The 19,801-nt window shown below is 63.0% G+C and carries 22 protein-coding genes and 3 pseudogenes; 11 read left to right on the top strand and 14 right to left on the bottom strand.

Features of this window, described 5'->3' with window-relative positions:
- Positions 1-228 (top strand): annotated as a pseudogene (locus NKJ17_RS10485) (AhpC/TSA family protein); the annotation flags it as partial.
- A 198-nt stretch (positions 229-426) separates the two neighbouring features.
- On the opposite strand, the gene NKJ17_RS10480 reads toward NKJ17_RS10485, so the two are convergent.
- From NKJ17_RS10480 to NKJ17_RS10460, 5 genes and pseudogenes are all read right to left on the bottom strand, one after another.
- A complete protein-coding gene (locus tag NKJ17_RS10480) occupies positions 427-972 on the bottom strand; it encodes a hypothetical protein (RefSeq protein ID WP_352688235.1) in 546 nt (181 codons plus the stop codon).
- Between the two features lie 144 nt (positions 973-1,116).
- Complete coding sequence (locus tag NKJ17_RS10475) at positions 1,117-1,410, bottom strand: DUF982 domain-containing protein (RefSeq protein ID WP_352688233.1); 294 nt, start codon at positions 1,408-1,410, stop codon at positions 1,117-1,119.
- Positions 1,411-1,577: 167 nt separating this feature from the next.
- Complete coding sequence (locus tag NKJ17_RS10470) at positions 1,578-2,003, bottom strand: hypothetical protein (RefSeq protein WP_352688231.1); 426 nt, start codon at positions 2,001-2,003, stop codon at positions 1,578-1,580.
- A gap of 358 nt (positions 2,004-2,361) precedes the next feature.
- Positions 2,362-2,640: pseudogene (locus NKJ17_RS10465) on the bottom strand (AtaL-like protein); the annotation flags it as partial.
- Between the two features lie 35 nt (positions 2,641-2,675).
- Entirely contained in the window at positions 2,676-3,539 is an 864-nt protein-coding gene (locus NKJ17_RS10460; RefSeq protein ID WP_352688230.1) for an SDR family oxidoreductase, read from the bottom strand.
- A gap of 104 nt (positions 3,540-3,643) precedes the next feature.
- On the opposite strand from NKJ17_RS10460, the gene NKJ17_RS10455 reads away from it, so the two are divergent.
- The 4 genes from NKJ17_RS10455 (at position 3,644) to NKJ17_RS10440 (ending at position 8,495) form a co-directional block, all read left to right on the top strand.
- Entirely contained in the window at positions 3,644-4,531 is an 888-nt protein-coding gene (locus NKJ17_RS10455) for a LysR family transcriptional regulator (protein ID WP_352688229.1), read from the top strand.
- 273 nt (positions 4,532-4,804) lie between these two features.
- Positions 4,805-5,290: a (2Fe-2S)-binding protein gene (locus tag NKJ17_RS10450; protein WP_352477698.1), complete on the top strand. Its 486-nt coding sequence runs from the start codon at positions 4,805-4,807 to the stop codon at positions 5,288-5,290.
- Positions 5,287-6,276 carry an FAD binding domain-containing protein gene (locus tag NKJ17_RS10445; RefSeq protein WP_352688227.1) on the top strand — a complete coding sequence of 330 codons (990 nt, stop codon included), beginning with the start codon at positions 5,287-5,289 and terminating at the stop codon, positions 6,274-6,276. Before NKJ17_RS10450 ends, NKJ17_RS10445 begins: the two co-directional genes overlap by 4 nt.
- A complete protein-coding gene (locus NKJ17_RS10440; RefSeq protein ID WP_352688225.1) occupies positions 6,273-8,495 on the top strand; it encodes a xanthine dehydrogenase family protein molybdopterin-binding subunit in 2,223 nt (740 codons plus the stop codon). The genes NKJ17_RS10445 and NKJ17_RS10440 overlap by 4 nt, the downstream gene beginning before the upstream one ends.
- On the opposite strand, the gene NKJ17_RS10435 is transcribed toward NKJ17_RS10440, so the two are convergent.
- Positions 8,473-9,672: an amidohydrolase gene (locus tag NKJ17_RS10435; RefSeq protein ID WP_352688223.1), complete on the bottom strand. Its 1,200-nt coding sequence runs from the start codon at positions 9,670-9,672 to the stop codon at positions 8,473-8,475. The two genes, NKJ17_RS10440 and NKJ17_RS10435, sit on opposite strands and share 23 nt — an antisense overlap.
- Before the next feature lie 91 nt (positions 9,673-9,763).
- Here NKJ17_RS10435 and NKJ17_RS10430 point away from each other — a divergent pair, with 91 nt between their 5' ends.
- Together NKJ17_RS10430 and NKJ17_RS10425 are read left to right on the top strand one after the other, a co-directional pair.
- The gene (locus NKJ17_RS10430) at positions 9,764-10,594 is read left to right on the top strand and encodes a helix-turn-helix transcriptional regulator (protein ID WP_352688221.1); all 831 of its coding nucleotides are present in this window, start codon (positions 9,764-9,766) and stop codon (positions 10,592-10,594) included.
- 70 nt (positions 10,595-10,664) lie between these two features.
- Complete coding sequence (locus NKJ17_RS10425) at positions 10,665-11,096, top strand: cupin domain-containing protein (protein WP_352688219.1); 432 nt, start codon at positions 10,665-10,667, stop codon at positions 11,094-11,096.
- Positions 11,097-11,151: 55 nt separating this feature from the next.
- On the opposite strand, the gene NKJ17_RS10420 is transcribed toward NKJ17_RS10425, so the two are convergent.
- The 3 genes from NKJ17_RS10420 to NKJ17_RS10410 all read right to left on the bottom strand — a co-directional run bounded on the left by NKJ17_RS10420 (position 11,152) and on the right by NKJ17_RS10410 (position 13,134).
- Positions 11,152-11,598, bottom strand: coding sequence for a nuclear transport factor 2 family protein (locus NKJ17_RS10420; protein ID WP_352505818.1), 447 nt, complete (start codon positions 11,596-11,598; stop codon positions 11,152-11,154).
- A gap of 147 nt (positions 11,599-11,745) precedes the next feature.
- Complete coding sequence (locus NKJ17_RS10415; protein WP_352688217.1) at positions 11,746-12,087, bottom strand: nuclear transport factor 2 family protein; 342 nt, start codon at positions 12,085-12,087, stop codon at positions 11,746-11,748.
- 138 nt (positions 12,088-12,225) lie between these two features.
- On the bottom strand, positions 12,226-13,134 hold the full coding sequence (locus NKJ17_RS10410) for a LysR family transcriptional regulator (protein WP_352688242.1): 909 nt from the start codon (positions 13,132-13,134) through the stop codon (positions 12,226-12,228).
- Positions 13,135-13,302: 168 nt separating this feature from the next.
- Here NKJ17_RS10410 and NKJ17_RS10405 point away from each other — a divergent pair, with 168 nt between their 5' ends.
- Positions 13,303-14,001 (top strand): type 1 glutamine amidotransferase domain-containing protein, encoded by a 699-nt coding sequence (locus NKJ17_RS10405; protein WP_352688215.1) that lies wholly within the window; start codon positions 13,303-13,305, stop codon positions 13,999-14,001.
- Between the two features lie 235 nt (positions 14,002-14,236).
- Here NKJ17_RS10405 and NKJ17_RS10400 read toward each other — a convergent pair whose 3' ends face one another.
- From NKJ17_RS10400 to NKJ17_RS10390, 3 genes are read right to left on the bottom strand one after another with little or no spacing between them, the layout of a single operon-like run.
- Complete coding sequence (locus tag NKJ17_RS10400; RefSeq protein WP_352688213.1) at positions 14,237-14,791, bottom strand: nuclear transport factor 2 family protein; 555 nt, start codon at positions 14,789-14,791, stop codon at positions 14,237-14,239.
- On the bottom strand, positions 14,788-15,771 hold the full coding sequence (locus NKJ17_RS10395; RefSeq protein ID WP_352688211.1) for an alpha/beta hydrolase: 984 nt from the start codon (positions 15,769-15,771) through the stop codon (positions 14,788-14,790). The genes NKJ17_RS10400 and NKJ17_RS10395 overlap by 4 nt, the downstream gene beginning before the upstream one ends.
- Positions 15,772-15,828: 57 nt before the next feature.
- Positions 15,829-16,332, bottom strand: coding sequence for a nuclear transport factor 2 family protein (locus NKJ17_RS10390; RefSeq protein ID WP_352505813.1), 504 nt, complete (start codon positions 16,330-16,332; stop codon positions 15,829-15,831).
- Positions 16,333-16,460: 128 nt separating this feature from the next.
- On the opposite strand from NKJ17_RS10390, the gene NKJ17_RS10385 reads away from it, so the two are divergent.
- On the top strand, positions 16,461-17,363 hold the full coding sequence (locus tag NKJ17_RS10385) for a LysR family transcriptional regulator (RefSeq protein WP_352505812.1): 903 nt from the start codon (positions 16,461-16,463) through the stop codon (positions 17,361-17,363).
- A gap of 27 nt (positions 17,364-17,390) precedes the next feature.
- On the opposite strand, the pseudogene NKJ17_RS10380 reads toward NKJ17_RS10385, so the two are convergent.
- Together NKJ17_RS10380 and NKJ17_RS10375 are read right to left on the bottom strand one after the other, a co-directional pair.
- A pseudogene (locus NKJ17_RS10380) lies at positions 17,391-17,782 on the bottom strand (carboxymuconolactone decarboxylase family protein).
- Positions 17,783-17,854: 72 nt separating this feature from the next.
- A complete protein-coding gene (locus tag NKJ17_RS10375) occupies positions 17,855-18,298 on the bottom strand; it encodes an SRPBCC family protein (RefSeq protein ID WP_254818252.1) in 444 nt (147 codons plus the stop codon).
- Positions 18,299-18,518: 220 nt separating this feature from the next.
- Between NKJ17_RS10375 and NKJ17_RS10370 the strand changes: the two genes are divergently transcribed.
- Both NKJ17_RS10370 and NKJ17_RS10365 read left to right on the top strand, forming a co-directional pair.
- Positions 18,519-19,283: a copper homeostasis protein CutC gene (locus NKJ17_RS10370; RefSeq protein WP_352505811.1), complete on the top strand. Its 765-nt coding sequence runs from the start codon at positions 18,519-18,521 to the stop codon at positions 19,281-19,283.
- Positions 19,284-19,303: 20 nt separating this feature from the next.
- Positions 19,304-19,801 (top strand): GNAT family N-acetyltransferase, encoded by a 498-nt coding sequence (locus tag NKJ17_RS10365; protein ID WP_352505810.1) that lies wholly within the window; start codon positions 19,304-19,306, stop codon positions 19,799-19,801.

The raw sequence follows: 19,801 nt of genomic DNA, 5'->3' as shown, positions 1-19,801 counted from the left end.
GTCATGGCAATGAATGAATTTCTTAACAAGAAGGAAGGTTATGAGATTACGGAAGTCGATCAGCAGGCGATGGCTTCCAGCCAGGGGCAGCTTGTCGGTCAATTCCTAATCGACCGTGCGGGCATCGTACGCTGGAACTTCACTGAAGTTCTGGAGGATGGCCTCAACACCTTCAGAGCGCCGAATCCCGAGGAATTGATGTCGGCAGCTTCCGAAGTTGCACACTAAGGGGCTGCGGAAATGGGCTGCTAAAAACTCGCTCGACGGCCACCCTCCTGTGGTGATTCTTTGGATTTAACAATCGTCGAAATGCTCAGCTCGGGGTCAAAGCCGCCGGCAATGCAACGATGTTATTCCCGGCCTATCGTCGACCCCGAGGTCCGGCCTCAGCGGCCAGTGCGCGATGGCGGCCAGTTGGTCTGAGCGTTATCTCTTCACGCACTGCCCGGAGCCACTGGGATCGCAGACTTCTCCTACACCGCAATCGAAATCGCGTGTGCAGGCGGGCGGCGACAAGGGCGGGGCGAGGACGATATAAGGCGTATGGACCTTCTCGCCAGGCGGCACGAAAGCCGGCGCTCGCTCGCCTGGGTCACCGAGCGTGCGGATATAGAGATAGAGCGACTTCTTGTCCTCATCGCTCATAGCCCGTACATTATACCGCGGCATCGGTGGATAAGTCTCAAGGCCTCGAAGATATGAAACGAAGCCGTCGGCTGTGAGGTCGGCGGCCGTCAGCCGTAGGTTTGCCGCATAGCTGGTTCCCCACGGTCCCTGAAAGCCGAGTGCATTTCCCTTGAAAGCCTTGGCCGGATCGATCTTGCCGCCACTTTCGCTATATCCTTCGGTGTGGCAATCGTGGCAGCCGCCGATGATGGAGATGTAGAGTCCTCGCTCGACCGAAGGTTCCCCTGCCGCCGGCGCGGCATTGAGAGCAAGCGCGGCAATGCACATCAACCAATATGCACGCATCACATCCCCTTCCTTGGTGCCGAACGGCGGTGCCGAACGGCTTCTGGAAGGGACTTGTGTCCGGCTTTGTCGCGCTTTGTCATGTCGGCCGAGCTTCCCCGCCTGTCGCGCAACTCGGAGATGAGGGAATGGTTGCATTAGGGATCAGGAATGTTTGGGAACTGGGCTCGGGTAACTGGCACATTCGGCCCTATGAGACGAGCGTAGCACCAACCCCTCTTCCTTGGCAGCCGCCAAGAATGCCTTGCGGCACTCCTCAGGCTCCATCTCGTCGGCAATCACAGCGAGGCATACGTGCACCGCGAGGTTCCACTGAAGGCCATGGTTGGTCCACTTCAGGAGTTCCTCAGCGGCTGCTTCAGCGTTGCTAACCTTCCGCGTCGAACCGCTACCCTCGGTGCTGACAGGGACCGGCGGGGAGAACCAATGGAGCGCCATGCAGTCACTCTTTGTCGGCCCGATCACGTTCCTGCAGCAAATGCTTTTGCTCAGCCGGCAGCTCCCGTTCTACGGGCAGATTTAGCAGGTTGCGAAGGTAATTGCGGATTACCTCTGAAGTGATCCACCGCCGCACAACTTCGGCAATAACCTTCCGTTTGGCTGCGTCAATTTCGACCACGTTCGGTGCGGACCCGTAGGTCGGACCTATCCCCCATGTTTCCCACATCTTTGGTCACCATCCCCGGCGAAGATACGGACACCGCCCCGCTCACCTTAACGTTGACCGTATAGGTTCTTCTAGGCGTCTTCTCCAATTCTCGCTTCCTGTAGATCTGGAAACGAATCGACGGGGTTAAAGCTTTGACCTGCCGGCGTGGCGCGGTGTCTATGTCGACAGTCACCTCGCCTGCCACGTCCGCCTTGGCCGCCTCCAGCGATGCAATCACGACGTCGTTTAGCCAAGCCTTTGCTTGATCGCTGAAGTCCGCCATGGGGCCATCTCGCTTCCCCATCTCCGCGCCGCCGACGGGCTCCTCCTGCTGACGGCGAGCTTTCTTCCCGCGCTCAAGGGCTTCTTTAAACTTTGCCATCCCTGTTGCTCCGATTTGTCATCAGGCCACCCCCGTCAGATCGGCTATGGCGCTCTCCCATTTCACTAGAACGCGCACAGTCGGGGTACGTTGCGTTGGGGAGCCTTTGGGTTCGCCGCTATTCAGCGTTTGGTCAGGCACAACGAACGTTGACGTTAGACAATGCTTCGGCCACTACCTTGTCAGGCACAACGCTTGAACTGGACAAAGCCGTGAAGCAGTACGTCATCTACACCCGCGTTTTGACGGACTGGCTTTGCGTTTCGTCCGTGCTTAAAGCAGCTCGCTCACCAGCTGGTTGCAATTGCCGTTGGCGCAACTTTCTGATGTGAATGACCCGACCACTAGCTATGAAGGCGATTTCCGCGCCTTCGCGCGGACCGGCCGCCTGGAAGAAGGTGACCTTGCTTTCCGGCTCGATCGTGATGATTTCGCGCAGATCAGCACCGGCGATCGTAGCTTCGCGCACGAAGTGGGTCGCGCTCTCCTCCACGACGTCGCAACGGGTGCAGAGGCCTGCGGGCAGGAACAGGCGGGCGTCGCGCGCCTTGAGTTCCAGGCCCTGCCATATCTGCGCACGGGTCAGCTTGGTCTCGCCTCGGGGATTCACCGGAACGGTAGCGGTCGAGTAAATCATGATATCTCTTCTGGACAGAACGTCGGTGATGGGGCTCAGACGGCAATTGCGGCCGCATAGTCGCGATAGGAGCGCAACGGCCGGCCCAGCAGCGCGGTCAGCCGATCGACATCGCCGGCATCGGGGACCATGCCGTCCGTGAGGAAGCGCTCGGCCATCAGGCGCATGTCGAGCGCCATCCAGCTCGGCATGAACTGCCGCAGGTTCTGCTCGAAGCCGGCGGTGTCGTCGCCGGGATACGGGACATGGCGTCCGAGGACATCCGCCCAGATGGCCGCGACATCCGCGCCGGTCAGCGTGTCGGGGCCGACCAGGTTGATGCGGTCGAACGGCAGCGGCGCCGCGGCCTGCTCGCGGCGGATGAGTTCGATCGCGGCGATCTCGCCGATGTCCCGCGCGTCGATCATGGCGATGCCCTTGGCTCCGATCGGCATCGGATAGATGCCGTAGCCGGTCACCACGTCCTTGATCGTGATGTCGTTGTCCATGAAGTAGGCGGGCCGCAGGATGGTGGCGTTGAGCCCCATCTGTTCGATCATCCGCTCGACGCCGAACTTGCCGGCAAAATGCGGCACGTTGACGTAGAGATCGCTGTGGATCACCGACAGGTAGACAATCCGCTCGAGGCCGGCCTCGCGAGCAACGGCCAGCGCCACCAGCGCCTGGGTGTATTCGTCGGCCACCACCGCGTTCAGCAGGAAAAGGGTGGAGACGCCCGAGAACGCCTTGCGCAGGGAATCGACATCGAGCAGGTCGCCCTGCACGACATCTACGCCAGTGGGGAAATTGGCCTTCGAGGGATCGCGAACCAAAGCGCGCACATCGGCGCCACGCTTCACAAGCTGTTCGACTACGTTGCGGCCGACATTGCCGGTCGCGCCGGTAACGAGAATGGTCATGGGATTACTCCTGAGTTGAGCCGGATGGCGTCCCACAAAATTAGTGATCCACATTTGTGTCGGTAGGCGTTATATCTGGACACGCCGTCCCACAGGTGGAACACATGGATCTACTTGCCCTTGCTGATTTCAATCTGGTCGCCCGCCATGGGGGCTTCGGTAAGGCCGCCCGCGCCGCCGGGCGCCCGAAGGCCACCTTGTCCCGACGCGTGGCGGAGCTGGAGGCGAGTCTGGATCTACGGCTGTTCGAGCGTGGCGCGCGCGTGTTGAAACTGACGGAGGAAGGACGTGCGCTTTTCGAGCGCGCGGGCCGGTTGCTTTCCGAGCTCGAAGAGATGACGGCGGCGATCGCCTCAGGCGGCGAAAGGCCGCGCGGCCGGTTGCGGATCAGCGCCCCATTGCTGTTCGCACAGACCGCGATGGGGAAGATCGCCGCCGGCTTCGCCCTGAAATACCCGGAGGTCAGGCTCGAGGTCACGACCGAAGACCGCGTCGTCGACATGATCGAAGAGGGATTTGACCTGGTGATCCGGGTCAATCCGGATCCGGATGAGAGCCTCGTTGGGCGAGCCTTTCTGCGTGATCGGCTGGTGGTCGTGGCAACTCCTGACCTCGCCCGGCCGGCCGAAGGCCTGGCAACCCCGGCCGTCATGCGTTCGACAGATCGCAGGGCTTGGGACGTGAAGACGCCCACTGGCCGGTTAACAATCGCGATCGAGCCCGTCCTTGCGCTGTCGTCGCTCATCATGGTCCGGGACGCAGTGCGAGCGGGCGTCGGCGCGGGACGCCTTCCAGTGTCGCTAGTGAGCCATGATCTGGCGGACGGAACGCTGGTACTTTGGGGCGATGTCGAGGGACCCGACATCGCCCTGTGGACACTCTATCCCTCTCGGCGGCTGCTGAGCGCGCGCGTCTCCGCATTCCTCGACCATCTGAAACGCGCCTTTCCCATGGGGACACCTGACGAGCTAGCCGCCTATATCGGCAAATGACTCCCAGGAAACTGGCTAACCAAGCTGATGCGTTACTCCATAAATCTTTCAGCGTTACTTCACATCCGAATTACGAATTACGGTGACAGTACACTTTTTGCGGCGGCATTCAGGGCTTTTCCGCCGCAGATCTCAAATGCATGTTTTTTGCTTCCCTGACCGGCAGCGCCTTTTCCCCGGAATCGACCGCCCTATTTTCGCCTCGACAGGTGGGTGGCTGCTTGCTGGACGAGTCCTTGCGGCGAGTACGGCATGTGCTTCGAGGTACCCCACATGAACTTCCACGATCGGCACCTATTGAAGTTGCGGGTGAACGGAGAGGATCACAGCCTTTCCGATCTCGATCCCCGCGTCACGCTGCTCGACCTGCTGCGCGAGCGGCTTCATCTGACCGGAACGAAAAAGGGATGCAATTTCGGCGAGTGCGGCGCCTGCACCGTGCATCTCGACGGGCGGCGTGTGAATGCCTGCATGATACTTACCGTGTCCTGCGAGGGACGCGAGGTTACGACGATCGAAGGGCTGGCAGACGGCGATGCGCTTCATCCCGTGCAGCAGGCGTTCATCGATCATGATGGTTTTCAGTGCGGATTCTGCACGCCCGGCCAGGTGATGTCGGCGGCGGCGCTGATCGAGGAGGGACATACCGGCTCCGATGCCGAGATCCGCGAATGGATGAGCGGTAATCTGTGCCGCTGCTCGGCCTATCCGCAAATCGTCGAGGCGGTGCGCGCAGCCGCCGGGAGGGCGAGCCAATGACCCCATTCGTCTATGCACGCGCCGACAGCCTGGGCGACACGATCGCAGCCGGTGCCGCGCCGGACAGCGCCTTTCTCGCCGGCGGCACCGAATTGCTCAACTGGCTGCGCCTTGGCATTGCCGAGCCGACCCGGATCATCGACATCTCCCGCCTCGACGGGCTGGATCAGGTCGAACCACTGCCCGGCGGCGGCTTGACGATCGGCGCGCTGATGCATCTCAACGATGTCGCGCTGCATGCGTTGGTCGCGCGCGACTATCCGGTGTTGAGCCAGGCGATCCTCAACGCCGCATCGCCGCAGCTGAGAAACCTGGCAACGATAGGCGGCAATCTTCTGCAGAAGACGCGCTGTGCCTATTTCCGTGCCGAAGAGCAGTTGCCATGCAACAAGCGTCAGCTCGGCTCCGGCTGCTCGGCATTGCATGGCATCAACGACAATCACGCGATATTCGGCTGGACCGAGCATTGCGTCGCCACCCAGCCATCCGACCCGGCCGTGGCGCTGGCAGCACTTGATGCGGTCATCGTCACCGCGCACCGCAGCGGCGGCCGGCGCATTCCGGCAGCGGAATTCCACCTGCTTCCCGACACGCGCCCCGAGGCAGACAATGTGTTGCAGCAAGGCGAACTGATCACGGCAATCGAGCTGCCGGCGCCGGCGCCGCGATCGGCCTACCTCAAGGTGCGCGAGCGCGAATCCTACGAATACGCTATCGTCTCTGCCGCCGCTGTGCTGGAGATGGACGGCCAAACCATCCGTCGGGCGGCCCTGGCGCTGGGGTCCGTGGCGCTGCGGCCGTGGCGGCTGAGCGCCGCCGAGGAGCAGCTCGCCGGTGCCGAAATCGGCGATCGCGAGGCGTTGAGCACCGCTATCGAGCAATCCTTCGCCCAAGCGCGTCCCTTGTCGCAGAACGCCTACAAGATCGAACTGGCCAAGACCGCCGCTTTGCGGGCTATCGAAAGAGCAGCGAGGATGTCGTCATGATGATCAGCCAGCCTGTTGCCCGCCCCGACGGCGGCGTCAAGGTCACCGGCCGCGCCCGCTATGCGGCCGACTATTTCGCCCCCGACCTGCTCTATGCGGTACTCGTGACCGCGCCCGTTCCGGCCGGCCGCGTGACGTCGGTCATGGTCGACGACGCGCTCGCCGAGAAGGGCGTCGTGCGTGTGCTCACGCATGAGGACATGCCCAAATTCGGCCGGTTCGCATCGCCGAGGGCCGAGCCCGATACGCAGATGCAGCAGGCCGAAGGCCCACCGGCAGCGCAGAGCTTCATGCCCATGCAGAGCGACGAGATACGTCACGAGGGTCAGCCGCTTGCCATTGTGCTGGGCGAGACGCTGGAGGCGGCGGAGGCCGGTGCCCGCCACGTCGCATTGCGCTTCGAGTTCGCCGAGCCGGAATTGCCGGCACCGCCGGAGTGGACCGCCATCGACAAGGCTGCGGTCGTGCCGAGGGAGAGCGGCTTCCTGTTCCTGGAGCCGACATTTACCAAGGGCGACGTCGACCGCGGGCTTAGCGACGCAGCCGCCATGGTCGAAGCCGTCTACCTGCAGCCGTCGCGCCACCACAACGCCATGGAGCCCTCGGCGACGCTCGCTGAGTGGAACGACGGAGAGCTGACGCTGCACGACGCCACGCAGCACGTCTATGGTGTCCGCCAGGTGCTTGCCGCCCGTTTGAATGTCCCCGCCGGGAAGGTCCGCGTGATTTCCCGCCATACCGGCGGTGGCTTCGGCGGCAAGGGTTGGATCTGGCCGCATCAGGTGCTGGCCGCCGCCGCGGCGCGCATCATGCAGCGCCCGGTCAGGCTGGCGCTGAGCCGCGCCAATGCCTATTCCTGCCTCGGCTACCAGCCGCGCATGGCACAGAAGATCGTGCTGGCGGCGGACAGGTCGGGCAAGCTGACCGCCGTGCAACAGGACGTGGTCAACCTGACCACCGTGAGCGACGATTTCGTCGAGTTCGCCACCGAAGCCTCGAAGGGTCTTTACGCCACGCCGGCCATGCGTCTCAGCCAGCGTGTCGAGCGCGCGAACGTCGCCATGCCGACGGCGCTGCGCGCGCCGGTCGAGGGTCCGGGTACCTGGGCCCTCGAAAGCGCGATGGACGAGCTCGCCCACCGCCTCGGCATCGATCCGCTCGACCTGCGTCTGATCAACCATGCGGACACGGATCCGGCCACCGGCCAGCCCTGGTCATCGAAGAAGCTGCGCGAGGCTTATGAGGAAGGCGCCCGCCTGTTCGGCTGGCGCGAGCGCCCGCGCAAGCCGCAACGCGATGGCGATTGGCTGATCGGCTACGGCATGGCAACCTGCAGCATGGGCTGTTTCCGCCACCCGACGCCTGCAGCCGAGGTCAGGCTGCACAGGGACGGCAGGGTGCTCATCCGCACCGGCACCCAGGACATAGGGACCGGAACACTCACCATCTTTCCGCAGATCGCGGCCGACGTGCTGGGCCTGCCGATGGAGAAGATCGAGTTGGAAATGGGCGATACGCAGCTGCCGGAGGCGGGACCGACCTATGGCTCGTCATCGACCATGGGGGTGGGCGCGGCGGTGCTTGCGGCCGCCGAAGATGCGCGTTCGCAGCTTGCCCGTCTTGCCAATCTGCTGCCGGACGAGGTGGAGATGCAGGACGGCAAGATTCGCCGCAAAGGCGCTGCCGGCGGTCAGACGATCGCCGACGTTATGAGCCATACCAACATCGGCGAGATCATCGGCTCCGGGTCGTTCGATCCGGCGCAGCATGGCAAAGGTCTCGCCATGCGCACTTTCGGCGCGATCTTCATGGAGGTCGGCGTCGATCCGGGGCTCGGCCTGCTCAGGCTTCGTCGCGCCGTCGGCAGCTACAGCGCCGGCCGCATCGTCAATCCCCGCACCGCACGCAGCCAGATGACGGGCGGCATCATCTGGGGCTGGGGCATGGCGGCGATGGAGCAGAGCAGGCACGAACCGGTGCTTGGGCGGTTCCTGTCGAAGAACCTTTCCGGGGTCGCCATTCCGGTCAATGCCGACATTCCCGGCGACATCATAATCCACTTCGTCGACGAGGTGGACGAGCATGCCAGCCCGATCGGCGGCAAGGGCATCGGCGAGCTCGGCGCCACAGGCGTTGCCGCTGCGGTCGCCAATGCCGTCTTCGACGCCACAGGCAAGCGGATCCGGGAGTTGCCGATCACGCCGGAAAAACTGCTGTAGAAGGACCGGCCCGCGGAAGCGTCTGCTCGGCGAGGTTGACGTAATAGCGCATCACCGTCGGCACGATCTCGTCGTTGAAAACGTAGCGGTCGCCATGTAGGCCTTCGCCCGGGCCGACCTCCCCGGCACCGATCCACGCATAACAGCCGCCGGCGTCGCGGATCATGAAAGCGAAATCCTCGCAGCCGAGACTGGGGCTGAACTCGGTCAACACATTCTCCCGGCCGACGACGGATGCCGCCGCCTCGACGGCGCGGGTCGTCGCGTCCGCCGTGTTGATCAGCGGCGGATAGCCCTTCCGGTAGTCGAGCCTGGCGTTGAGCGAATGCGCGGCGGCAATGCCTTGTGCGATCTCGCCGATCAGCCTCTCGCAGTGATCGGAAAGTTCGGGCTCGAAGAAGCGGCAGGTGCCTTGCAGCCAGACCTTGCCCGGCACGATGTTGCCGACATTGCCGCCATGGATCTGCGTGAGGCTGACGACAAGCGCGCTTTGCGGGTCGACCGAGCGGCTGACGATGCGCTGGACGGCTTGCACGAAGGCGCCGGCGGCCAGGATCGGGTCATCGCCGAGCTGCGGCATCGCGGCATGCGCGCCAAGACCCTCGAAGATCAGTTCGAAATTATCCACGGCCGCCATTTGCGCACCAGCGCGGGCAGCGATCGTCCCCAGCCTGACGCCCGGCCAGTTGTGGACCGCATAGACCGCCTCGACCGGAAAGCGCTTGAACAGGCCGTCCTCGATCATGCGCATGCTGCCGCCCTCGTTTTCCTCGGCCGGCTGAAAGATGAAAGTGACGGTGCCGTCGAAGGTGCGCGATTGACTGAGCAGTTTGGCGGCGCCGAGCAGCATAGCGGTGTGGCCGTCATGGCCGCAGGCGTGCATTACTCCTTCTTTCCTGGAGGCATAGGCCAAGCCGGTTTTCTCCAGCACCGGAAGCGCGTCGAGCTCGGCGCGAAGGCCGATGGCGCGTGCGCCGCCACCGCTGCGCAGGACACCGACGACGCCGGTGCCGCCGATCCCTTCATGCACCTCGTCGACGCCGAAGGAGCGCAGCTTCTCTGCAACGAAACGCGCCGTTTCGTATTCATTGAATCCGAGCTCCGGATTGGCATGGATATGGTGCCGCCAGCCTATGACCTCTGGTGTCAGCGCGGCGATGGGGTCATTATGCAGCATGATGCCTCCTTTCACGCCGGCAAGGCGGCGCGGTTTGGTCCTGCCAGCCATATAGAAGGCCAGACGAAAAGCGTCTTGAACCGGATTGACCATGGCAAAGACAATCGAAGCGGCAGAGACCGGGAAATACTGGCGCCATCCGTGCTTCCCCGACCTGGGCCTGTTCAAGGCGCGCTTCACCCAGCACCGCTACGACCTGCACACGCACCCGACCTATGTGATCGCCCTGATCACCTCCGGCTGCGAGCGCATTCGCATCGGCCGTCAAAGCGTTCTCGCTCCGGCGGGCGCCATTGCCGTCGTCAATCCTGAAGAGTGGCATGACGGCGAACGCGGGGCGGATGAAGGCTGGGCCTACCGGACATTTTATCCTTCGGTGCCGATGATGACCGCGCTTACCCGCGAACTCGGCCGCGACGGCGCTCCGGCGTTTTCGCGCGCGACGATCGAAGACAGCAGTCTCGCCGCAGCATTGACGGCAGCGCACCAGGGCTCGACATCCCCGGACACAATGACGGCAGAGACGTCCCTGCTCGTGGCGCTGAGACAACTGATCGTTCGGCATGGCGACTCGAGCGGACCGGCCGAAGAGATTGAAAGCTGCGGATCGCAGCGAAGATTTTCGCTGTACCGCGATCTTGTCGAAAGCGAGCTTGGCTCGCAGCTCGACCTCAAGCGGCTTGCCGGCGCGGCTGGCGTGACCCGGTTCCAGGTCATCCGCGACTTCAACAAGGCAATTGGCCTGACGCCGGCGGCCTATATCCGCGACCGGCGATTGCGCCGGGCGAGCGCGCTGATCGAACAGGGATTTGGCCTCGCCGACGCCGCTATTACGGCGGGTTTCGCCGACCAGAGCCATTTTTCCCGTACATTCCGGGCCATGCATGGTATGACGCCGGGCATGTTCAGAAGAGCTGGATAAGGCGCTCCTGAACAGACAAGCTTGCGCCTCAAAGCTTGCTGCGCAATGCTGACGCAGTTCGGGGGGAATCATGCGAAAAATCTTGGCACCGACGCTGCTGCTCACGGCTGCACTGTTTGCAAACAGCGCCCAGGCGCTGGATGCCAGCGGGACGCCGGTTGTCGTGACCCCGCTTGCCTCTCGCACCGAGACCGCGTCCGGCCAGCCGATCACGCTGCCCCAGAAGAACGTCCAGGTCCTGGTCTCGGCCTATCAGATCGCGCCGGGCGCGACCTTGCCGGTCCACAAGCATCCGTTTCCGCGCTATGCCTATGTCGAGGCCGGCACGCTTCAGGTCACCAACGTCGAGACCGGCAAGAGCAACACCTATCAAACAGGTGATTTCATCATCGAGATGATCGGGCAATGGCATCAGGCGATCAATGTCGGCGCCGATCCGGTCAAGCTGCTGGTCATCGACCAGGTCGAAGAAGGCACCAAGAACACCGTGTTGCGCCAGTAGCTACCACGTCTGAAAACGGCGTCCGTGGCGAATCCAGCGCAGCGCGTAACAGACGTCAGAACGCGAACCCCTCCGGCAAATTGTGATTCCAATAGCCTTCCTCGACAAGTTCACTTATGCGCCAGCCCTCGGACGTGCGTACGACGCGGTCGCGATACCAGAGCCCCTGGAAGAAGACCTGCCTTTTGCCTTCGCCGAGGTCGACCACCATCGGGCATGAACAATGCACGCGCGCGCTGGCCTCATCCCCTCGGAGATCCAGAAGGATTGTCGAAATGGCGTGCTGCGAGATCAATATCTTCGAAAGGGCGCCTTTCATGTAAGCGACATGCTCATCCACACCGCTCCTGATTCCACCTGTTACAGTGTCGTCAAGCACGGCATCGAGTGTGAATATTTTGCGATAGGCGTCCCAGTCGCGATCGTCCACAGCATAGCAATAGCGAACAAGCAGCTGTTCGATCTCGAGCCGATCCGAAACCTCTTGCAATGAAAGGGTCATGTCCTGTCTCCGCGGTTGGCGGCACTAATGCCGCATGCGCCAAGCCTGCCCCGACATTTCGATCAATATTCACGTTGCCGATGCTCCGAGCAACCTCGCCGCGCGACTGGGCATGCGCAAACCCGAACACTCATTTGGCCTCCGCCTTTACCCGGTCGGCAGCGGCGGCCAGAACGGCGCGATCCCCCTCTTCGTACAAACGGCGGATGGAAATTGCCTTGACGCGCCAGCCTTCCGGCGTCCGCACCAGCTAGTGGAGATAGCTGCCACCGACCGTCCAGAACCGCCCGTGATCCAGTGGGCTGCGCAGACATGGCTGCGTGCAACCGCGTCATTGCCTGCGCCTTCGACAATGATGTTGCTGATAAGGTGCTGGGTGGCGTCGAAACCCGGAAGCAGACCCTGCCACTGCGCGATCAGCGCGTCGCGGCCGCTGGTCGCGGCTTCGCCGCCGAAGAGGCTGGTATAGTCGGTCGTGACGGACAGCACTTAGTTGGCGGCATGGTGCGACCCTAGCTGCCGCTTGCTGGTAGCTCGGGCAAGTCCGGATCTGGTGCTCGGCATACGGCACGATGAATGGCCCGGTTTGGCCTTTGCGGACATCAACGCGGATACAAGAAAGCCGTCTTAGGTCTCCGACGCCATTTCTTTTGCCAATTCGCCGATCATCGAACGCAACCACCTGTGGGCTGGGTCGTGGCGGTAGCGAATGTGCCAAGCCATCTGCACTGGAAAAGTGCCGAGGTCGACGGGCGGCGGTAGTATCTTCAGGCGCGGATCCCTCTCAAGGCTGCGGCAGATCAGTCTCGGCAGCGTTGCGCAGTAATCCGTAACGGCAAGCATCTCTGGCACGGCCAGGAAGTGCGTGACAGAAAGGGCAATCTCTCGCTTGAGGTTTTGTTGCTCCAATGCCTGGAAGAGGCCCGCCCGCAGCCGGCCCGGCGGGAGCACGTTCACGTGCTTGAGCCTTTCATACTGTTCTCGGGAAATATGGTCTCGAACGTCGGGATGATCCTTGCGCACCGCGCAGGCGAGCCCATCGTCCATAAGATGCTGGACGACAAGATTGCCCGGCGGATCGACGATCCGGCCAATCACCATGGCCGTGGTACCGGAAATGACGCCGGTCTCGGCGAGATCGTTGCCAAATGCTGTCATGCGGAGCTTGATACCAGGCGCCAGCTCACGCGTCCTCGCGACGAGGGCCGGCATCAACACAAGCTCCACGTAACTGTTGGGGGCAAGCGTGAACAGCCGTTCGGCCTTTGCTGGCTGAAATTCCTGCTGGTTCAAAATGAGATCGTCCAGTTGCGCCAGCGCTGCTTCGATCGTCGGAGCGATCTCCTCAGCCAATTGCGTCGGCTTTATGCCATACCTTTCCCGGATGAATAGCGGATCCCGGAGGGTGTCGCGCAGGCGGTTCAACGAATTGGACAGCGCCGGCTGGGTGATGCCCAGTCGCGCTGCTGCCCGTGTCACGCTCCGCTCTTCCATCAGGGCGAGGAAAACCGGGAGCAGGTTCAGATCGTATCTCATCGAGATATAATCTGACATGAATATATAAAATAAATGAAATAAATTTCTGAAATACATGGGCAGGTGCCATTATCCGTGCATCGACAGGCCGACGCGGCCGATCGAGCTCCAAATCAACCAACTACGACGCCTCATTGGCGCGGCATCACCTGAGAAAAGGATCCGACAATGAAAGTCCTGATGGTACTCACCTCCCACGACACTCTCGGTAACACCGGCAAGAAGACCGGCTTCTGGCTCGAGGAACTGGCAGCCCCCTACTACGTCTTCAAGGACGCTGGCGCCGAGATCACCCTCGCCTCGCCGAAGGGCGGCCAGCCGCCTCTCGATCCGAAAAGCGACGAGCCTATGTTCCAGACCGACCTTACACGGCGCTTCAGTGCTGACGATATTGCCAAGGCGCAGCTCGCAGAAACCGTGCGCCTGGACAGTGTCGACCAGAAGGACTTCGACACGGTCTTCTACCCCGGCGGCCACGGCCCGCTGTGGGATTTGGCCGAAGATCCGAATTCGATCAAGCTGATCGGATCCTTCATCGCGGCCGGCAAGCCGATCGCCCTCGTTTGCCACGCACCGGGCGTTCTGCATCGCGTGACCAGTCCCGACGGCACGCCGTTTGTGCAGGGACGCTACGTCACCGGCTTCACCAATAGCGAGGAGGAGACCGTAGGTCTCACGAATGTCGTGCCGTTCTTGGTCGAGGACGAGCTGATCAGCCTCGGCGCGGTTTTCTCCAAGGTCAAGGACTGGGGCGTCCACACAGTCGTCGATGGCCAGCTTATCACGGGTCAGAACCCAGCATCATCGAGCGAGGCAGCTGAGGCGCTGCTAGGCGCTTTGAGCCAGAGGAAGAGCAAGACCGCCTGAGCGGTCTGGAACAACCGTGATCTGCCGACGGCTCGCGTCGGCGGATCAACTTCAGAACCCGCTACAGTCTCAAGCCGATCCGAAACGTCTTGCAGTGAGGGGTCATGTCTCGTGTCCGCGGTGGCGCCACTAATGCCGCATGCGCCAAGCCTGCCCCGACATTTCGATCAATATTCACGTTGCCGATGCTCCGAGCAACCTCACCGCGTGGCTGGGCATGCGTAAACCCGAACACTCATTTGGCCTCCGCCTTTACCCGGTCGGCAGCGGCGGCCAGCACGGCGCGATCCCCCTCTTCGTACAAGCGGCGGATGGAGATTGCCTTGACGCGCCAACCTTCCGGCGTCCGCACCAGCCGGTGGAGATAGCTGCCGCCGACCGTCCAGAACCGCCTGCCGATCCAGTGGGTTGCGCGGACGTGACTGCGCGCCATGGCAGCATTGCCCGCGCCTTCGACAATGATGTTGGTGATGAGGTGCTGGGTGGCGTCGAAACCCGGCAGCAGTGCTTGCCACTGCGCGATCAGCGCGTCGCGGCCGCTGGTCGTGACCTCGCCGCCGAAGAGGCTGGTATAGTCGGTCGTGACACGGGGCGCGAGATAGGATCTGACCCGGTTCCATTCACGCAGGTCGGCATAGAGGCCGATCCCGGCCACTGCCTCGGCGATTGTGATCCTGTCTTTGACCGTCAGCGCATCTCCCGGGGCGCTCGAGGCGGGCGCCGAGACGGCGGAAACCATCGCAGCGGAAACCGCCGAAGCCAGGACATGCCGGCGGGTGACGAAGCTCATTGTCCCGCCTCCCCTGCACTGCCGAGCGTCGCGCGGAAGTGCGCGGCGGCGGCATCGCTCGCCGCCTTCACCGGCGCGGCGCGATCGTAGAAATCGAACTGGGTGACGTTGTCGAGCCACAGCTCCTGCCTGGAACTGGTCAGCCGCGCGTAGAACTTGTGCGCACCCTGCGGAATGGCAGCCGCCTCGCTATGCACCATCAGAAAGGGCTGGTGCAGGCGCGGGGCAGCCTGGATGGCGTCGAACCTCAGCCAGCCGCGCCAGAAGGCCGGATCGGCCTCGTTACGCCAGGCCGGGATCATGCCGCGATCGGGTTCGGTGTAATAAGGCACCTTGAACATGATCGCGCGATCGTCGCTCAGGCTGGCGGCCGGCAGCAACGCCTGTCTGCCGGTGCGGCGATACGCGGCCTCTGCCGCATCGCTCGCGGCCTCAAGCCTGGCGACGCCTTCCTTGCCGCCATAGGTCTGCTCGACCACTTCGGCATCCTGCAACCAGGGCGCGACGAGAGCGACCGACTTGATCGCGGTATCTTCGGCGGCGGCAGTGACCATGTAGCCGGAGCTGGCGCAAATGCCGAGGCCGCCGATGCGGTCCTGATCGGCTTCGGGCCGGCTCGCGAGATAGGCGACCGCGGCTTCGATGTCGGCGATCTTGGCCTTAGGATCCTCGTACTGGCGGCGTATGCCGCCGCTTTCGCCCCAACCGCGAAAATCGAAGGTCAGGGCGACGAACCCGCGATCCGCCATCTCGCGGGCGTAGCGGGCCGGCATCTGTTCCTTCACCGTCATCCAGGCGCCAGTCACGACCAGCGCGGGCCGAGGTTTTGCCGCGTCCAGATCCTCCGGCAGATAGAGTTCGCCGACGATCTGCTCACCGTGCGAGGAGAATGTGACGCGCTCGACGCGCGGTGCGGCGGCGGCATTGGACGCGGCGAGCGCTACGGCGGTTGCTGCAGCAAATGTCAGGGCTTTAAACATTGCAAGTCTCCTTTAGCTTGGAGTGAGAACCGCGGCGTTGCGAAAAAGACCGCCGTCTCAGCGCTCGCCAGCAAGTCGGCCGGGCAATGGCTTCAGCAGGTAATGCGCCCAGTAGAAGGCGTCCGACTGGTACATGTCGGTCAAAAAATTCTGTGCCTCGGTGATCTTGCCGTCCTTGATGCGGAACATCAGGGCGTAGAGCTGGTCGATCTCGGGACCCGAGCCGACATTCGACCAGCCGCGATGGACATCGACGACAAGGTCGCCTTGCGCCTGGAAGAAGATCGGCTCGGCCTTGAATTTGCCGTCGGCCAAGCCGCGGAAGAAGGCGACCACCTCGTCCGGCCCGCGCTTGTCGCCGGCAAGCGGATGATGGCCGGGAATGCGCCACACGATGTCGGGTGCGAGGAAGGGCCGGACGGCCTCGGGATTCCCGGTCGCATAAGCGGCGTAGTAGTCCTTGACGAGTTGGATGTTGCTGTCTTCCAGCGGGCCGCCATTCGCCGGGGCGGCAGACACCGCCAGAAGAGCGGCGGCGGCGAGCGAAGCAAGCCTGGTCATCGGTCCTGTTTCCTTCCCTGTTCGAGCCGTTCCCAACACCGAGGCCCGTTCGTCGGATTCAACATGACGCCTTTTGTTCACCGGAAAAACCAGTAGAATTCGACAGGGCTATTTGGAAAATCCTTACAATGCGCCTCGACCAGTTCAGCGGCATCGTCGCTTTCGTAAAAGTTTCGGAGGCCAAAAGCTTCACCCGCGCCGCCGCCGAGCTCGGCGTCGCTCCGGCCTCGTTGAGCGAGGCGGTCAAGGGGCTCGAGGAGCGTCTGGGGGTGCGGCTGCTCAATCGGACGACTCGCAGCGTTGGCTTGACCGAAGCTGGCGCTCAATACCTCGACCACGTGCGCCCGGCAGCCGAAGATATCCAGGCGGCTGGTGCGGCACTGCGCGAAGCTCGCGACCGTCCCGCCGGCACGCTGCGCCTCAGCCTGCCCTGGATCGCCGCCCCGCTGCTGATCGAGCCACTGATGCGGCCGTTCATGGATGCTTATCCCGAAGTGCGGCTTAGTCTGATTTTCGACGACAGCTTCGTAGACATCGCCGCCGAGGGCTTCGACGCCGGTCTGCGCATCGGCGAGCTTCTCGACAAAGACATGATCGGCGCGCGTCTGGGCGGGCCCTTGCAGATGGTCGTGGTGGGCAGCCCGGACTATCTGGCGCGCAATGGTACGCCGAAGCGGCCGGCCGACCTCGCCGCCCATCGCTGCATCGCATTCGCCCTCACCCGCGCGATTTCGCCATGGGAGTTCATCGTGGAGGGACGCGAAGTCGCATTCACGCCGGACGCATATCTGGTCGCGAACACGCTTCCGCTGTGCATTACCGCCGCCGCGCAAGGGCTTGGCCTCGCCTTCGCGGTCGAGGGCCTCGCCGCGCCGCTTCTTGCCTCAGGCGCGCTGGTCAAGGTGCTGGAGCCTTTCTGTCCCGCTTACGAGCCGCTCCACCTCTATTATCCCAGCCGCCGCCTCGTACCGCCGAAGCTGCGGGCCTTCATCGACTTCGTGCGCGCGAACGCTCACAAGCTGCGTATCTGATGTGACCTTTCGAGAACCCGGCCCCGTTCAGCCCCAGGCGCCGATCATCTGCCTGGTAGTTGCGTTGAGCCGGTTGAATGCGTTGATCAGGGCAATCTGGATGACCAGGGCGGCAAGGGCCTTTTCGGCACCGGATCCGGCCGGTCAGCCAACCGGGTTGCCGCCTCGGTCAGCGCCAGTGCGGCGCGCTCGGCGTCGGTGAAGTAAGGTGTTTCCCGCCAGGCGGACACGGTGAAGACGCGCTCGTCCTTTTCACCGGCCTTCTTCAATTCTGGCGCATGCATATCGATACAGACGCTGCATCCGTTGATCTGGCTGGCGCGCAAATGGACGAGCTTGCGCGTCACATAGGACAGATCGGCCGTTTCCGTCGACTTGTCCAGCGCGAGCAGCGCCTGCCGGGCCCGGGGAATGAGCATCACATCCGGGGTCTCGACATCCTTGGCTCTGTCAGTTCGCCGGCCGCCGCGTTGCGGCGAGCGCAGGGATCTTCAGCTTTGCGAGGCAGTCACCTGCTCAAGCCGCTCGAGAATGCGCGGCCAGCCGCTTCCCATTCCGACGTACCCGCGCTCGTCCTCGGCCCGGAACCCGGAATGCTCCATGCGCACCCGGGTCGCCGTACCTTCGGGCGTCAATGACCATGTCACGACGGTCTTCAGACCGCTGTCGGATTCGGTGCCGTCGCCCCAGCTGTAGGCGAGTAGGCGCGGCGGCTCGATCTTCAGCACCTCGCAGTTCGTCACGCCGGACCAGCCCGGTACAGGCGTCGCGCGAAAGGTGAAGCGATGGCCTTGCACAGGCGCAAAGTCGTTCTTCATCAGCCATTCGGCAACCAGATGCGGCACGGTCAGTGCGCGCCATATCTTTTCAGCCGCGTGCGGTATGAGACGCTCGACGACAATGGATTTGGTTTCGACTGTAGTTGCTCCAGTCATAACTTCGGACCCGTTGTTTGGGGTTTGGCTGGTCTGTTCACCAACGCGCTCTCCACGAGAACCAATAACCCAGCAGCTATCGTTTACGCATAACTCTGAAGTTATGAATGTGTCAAGCGGCGGAATGGCAGGCGCAAGCACATTGAGCCAACAGTTCCGGCTTTCATCGCACTAGGCCCGATGCTACCGCTGGCCAGCTGAAATCATGAATGGATCCCCCATGCCCGAGACCGAACGCCCTCGCCTGCCGCTGATCGAGATCTGCGTCGAAGGCATAGACGGCCTGCTGGCCGCGCAAGCCGCTGGCGCCGACCGTGTCGAGCTCTGTGCCAGCCTGATCGAAGGCGGCATCACACCGAGCTTCGGCACGGTGCGCACGGCGCTCGAGCTGGCGACGATCCCGTTCCACGTCATCGTGCGGCCGCGCGGCGGTGATTTTCTCTATAGCGAAGCCGAATATCGTTCGATGCTCGCCGATGTCCACGCGCTTGCCGACACCGACGTCGCCGGTGTCGTTATCGGCTGCCTTAATGCCGACGGCACGATCGATGAACAGCGCATGAGCGAACTGGTGCAGGCGGCGGGGCGATTGAACGTCACCTGCCACCGCGCCTTCGACATGACGCGCGACCCGACAGAGGCGCTGGAGACACTGATCCGCTGCAAGGTCGGCCGCGTGCTGACCAGCGGCCAGCGCGACACGGCGCTCGAGGGCGCTGACCTGCTCGCCGATCTTGTCAGGCAGGCCGGCGACCGCATCATCATCCTCGGCTGCGGCGGGCTTGACCCAGAGAACATCGGCAAGGTGCGGAGGAAAACCGGGTTGAGCGAAATGCATTTCGCCGCGCTCAAGGAGGTGCCGAGTGCTATGCGTTACCGCAACCCAAGGGTCGGCATGGGCGGCACCGATCTCGACCGCGAATACCGCAACACCGGGACCGACGAGGCGATGGTGGCGGCGACCATCGCCGCCGTCCGGACATGATCCCGGAAGACAGAAAAAACATGATCGAAACGCGTTTGCCGATCGAGCGGGTTTCGCCGCGTGATGAGCCGGCCGTCCTCGCGCTCAACAACGAGCACGCCGCCGAATTGTCGTGGCTCGAACCCGAGCGCCTTTCCTTCCTGCTCGGCGAAGCGTTTTACGCGCGCCGTATCGGTTCGCTCGAAGCCTTCATCATGACCTTCGACCAGGACGCCAGCTACGATAGCCCGAACTTCCTGTGGTTTCGCGATCGTTACCCGCGGTTCGTCTATGTCGATCGCGTCGTGGTCGCCGCTGCAGCGCGCGGGCGCGGCCATGCCCGCCGGCTGTATGAGGATCTGTTCGAGCAGGCGTCACGCGCCAGCCAGGCGATCGTCACCTGCGAAGTCAATGCCGAGCCGCCCAATCCGGCTTCGGACGCCTTCCATGCCGCACTCGGCTTTGCGGAAGTGGGCGACGCGGTAATCCACGGTGGCAGGAAAGCCGTGCGGTATTATGCAAGGCGGATCGCCGGCTAA

Origin of the sequence: Mesorhizobium sp. M0208 (assembly GCF_040322015.1) — a bacterium.
GTDB lineage: Bacteria > Pseudomonadota > Alphaproteobacteria > Rhizobiales > Rhizobiaceae > Mesorhizobium.
This window is presented reverse-complemented; position numbering and strand designations above follow the sequence as displayed.

Bases quoted from the DNA above. Each gene is read 5' to 3' on its own strand.
- NKJ17_RS10480 (WP_352688235.1), bottom strand. From the start codon at position 972: ATGCGTGCATATTGGTTGATGTGCATTGCCGCGCTTGCTCTCAATGCC.
- NKJ17_RS10475 (WP_352688233.1), bottom strand. From the start codon at position 1,410: ATGGCGCTCCATTGGTTCTCCCCGCCGGTCCCTGTCAGCACCGAGGGT.
- NKJ17_RS10470 (WP_352688231.1), bottom strand. From the start codon at position 2,003: ATGGCAAAGTTTAAAGAAGCCCTTGAGCGCGGGAAGAAAGCTCGCCGT.
- NKJ17_RS10460 (WP_352688230.1), bottom strand. From the start codon at position 3,539: ATGACCATTCTCGTTACCGGCGCGACCGGCAATGTCGGCCGCAACGTA.
- NKJ17_RS10455 (WP_352688229.1), top strand. From the start codon at position 3,644: ATGGATCTACTTGCCCTTGCTGATTTCAATCTGGTCGCCCGCCATGGG.
- NKJ17_RS10450 (WP_352477698.1), top strand. From the start codon at position 4,805: ATGAACTTCCACGATCGGCACCTATTGAAGTTGCGGGTGAACGGAGAG.
- NKJ17_RS10445 (WP_352688227.1), top strand. From the start codon at position 5,287: ATGACCCCATTCGTCTATGCACGCGCCGACAGCCTGGGCGACACGATC.
- NKJ17_RS10440 (WP_352688225.1), top strand. From the start codon at position 6,273: ATGATGATCAGCCAGCCTGTTGCCCGCCCCGACGGCGGCGTCAAGGTC.
- NKJ17_RS10435 (WP_352688223.1), bottom strand. From the start codon at position 9,672: ATGCTGCATAATGACCCCATCGCCGCGCTGACACCAGAGGTCATAGGC.
- NKJ17_RS10430 (WP_352688221.1), top strand. From the start codon at position 9,764: ATGGCAAAGACAATCGAAGCGGCAGAGACCGGGAAATACTGGCGCCAT.
- NKJ17_RS10425 (WP_352688219.1), top strand. From the start codon at position 10,665: ATGCGAAAAATCTTGGCACCGACGCTGCTGCTCACGGCTGCACTGTTT.
- NKJ17_RS10420 (WP_352505818.1), bottom strand. From the start codon at position 11,598: ATGACCCTTTCATTGCAAGAGGTTTCGGATCGGCTCGAGATCGAACAG.
- NKJ17_RS10410 (WP_352688242.1), bottom strand. From the start codon at position 13,134: ATGAGATACGATCTGAACCTGCTCCCGGTTTTCCTCGCCCTGATGGAA.
- NKJ17_RS10405 (WP_352688215.1), top strand. From the start codon at position 13,303: ATGAAAGTCCTGATGGTACTCACCTCCCACGACACTCTCGGTAACACC.
- NKJ17_RS10400 (WP_352688213.1), bottom strand. From the start codon at position 14,791: ATGAGCTTCGTCACCCGCCGGCATGTCCTGGCTTCGGCGGTTTCCGCT.
- NKJ17_RS10395 (WP_352688211.1), bottom strand. From the start codon at position 15,771: ATGTTTAAAGCCCTGACATTTGCTGCAGCAACCGCCGTAGCGCTCGCC.
- NKJ17_RS10390 (WP_352505813.1), bottom strand. From the start codon at position 16,332: ATGACCAGGCTTGCTTCGCTCGCCGCCGCCGCTCTTCTGGCGGTGTCT.
- NKJ17_RS10385 (WP_352505812.1), top strand. From the start codon at position 16,461: ATGCGCCTCGACCAGTTCAGCGGCATCGTCGCTTTCGTAAAAGTTTCG.
- NKJ17_RS10375 (WP_254818252.1), bottom strand. From the start codon at position 18,298: ATGACTGGAGCAACTACAGTCGAAACCAAATCCATTGTCGTCGAGCGT.
- NKJ17_RS10370 (WP_352505811.1), top strand. From the start codon at position 18,519: ATGCCCGAGACCGAACGCCCTCGCCTGCCGCTGATCGAGATCTGCGTC.
- NKJ17_RS10365 (WP_352505810.1), top strand. From the start codon at position 19,304: ATGATCGAAACGCGTTTGCCGATCGAGCGGGTTTCGCCGCGTGATGAG.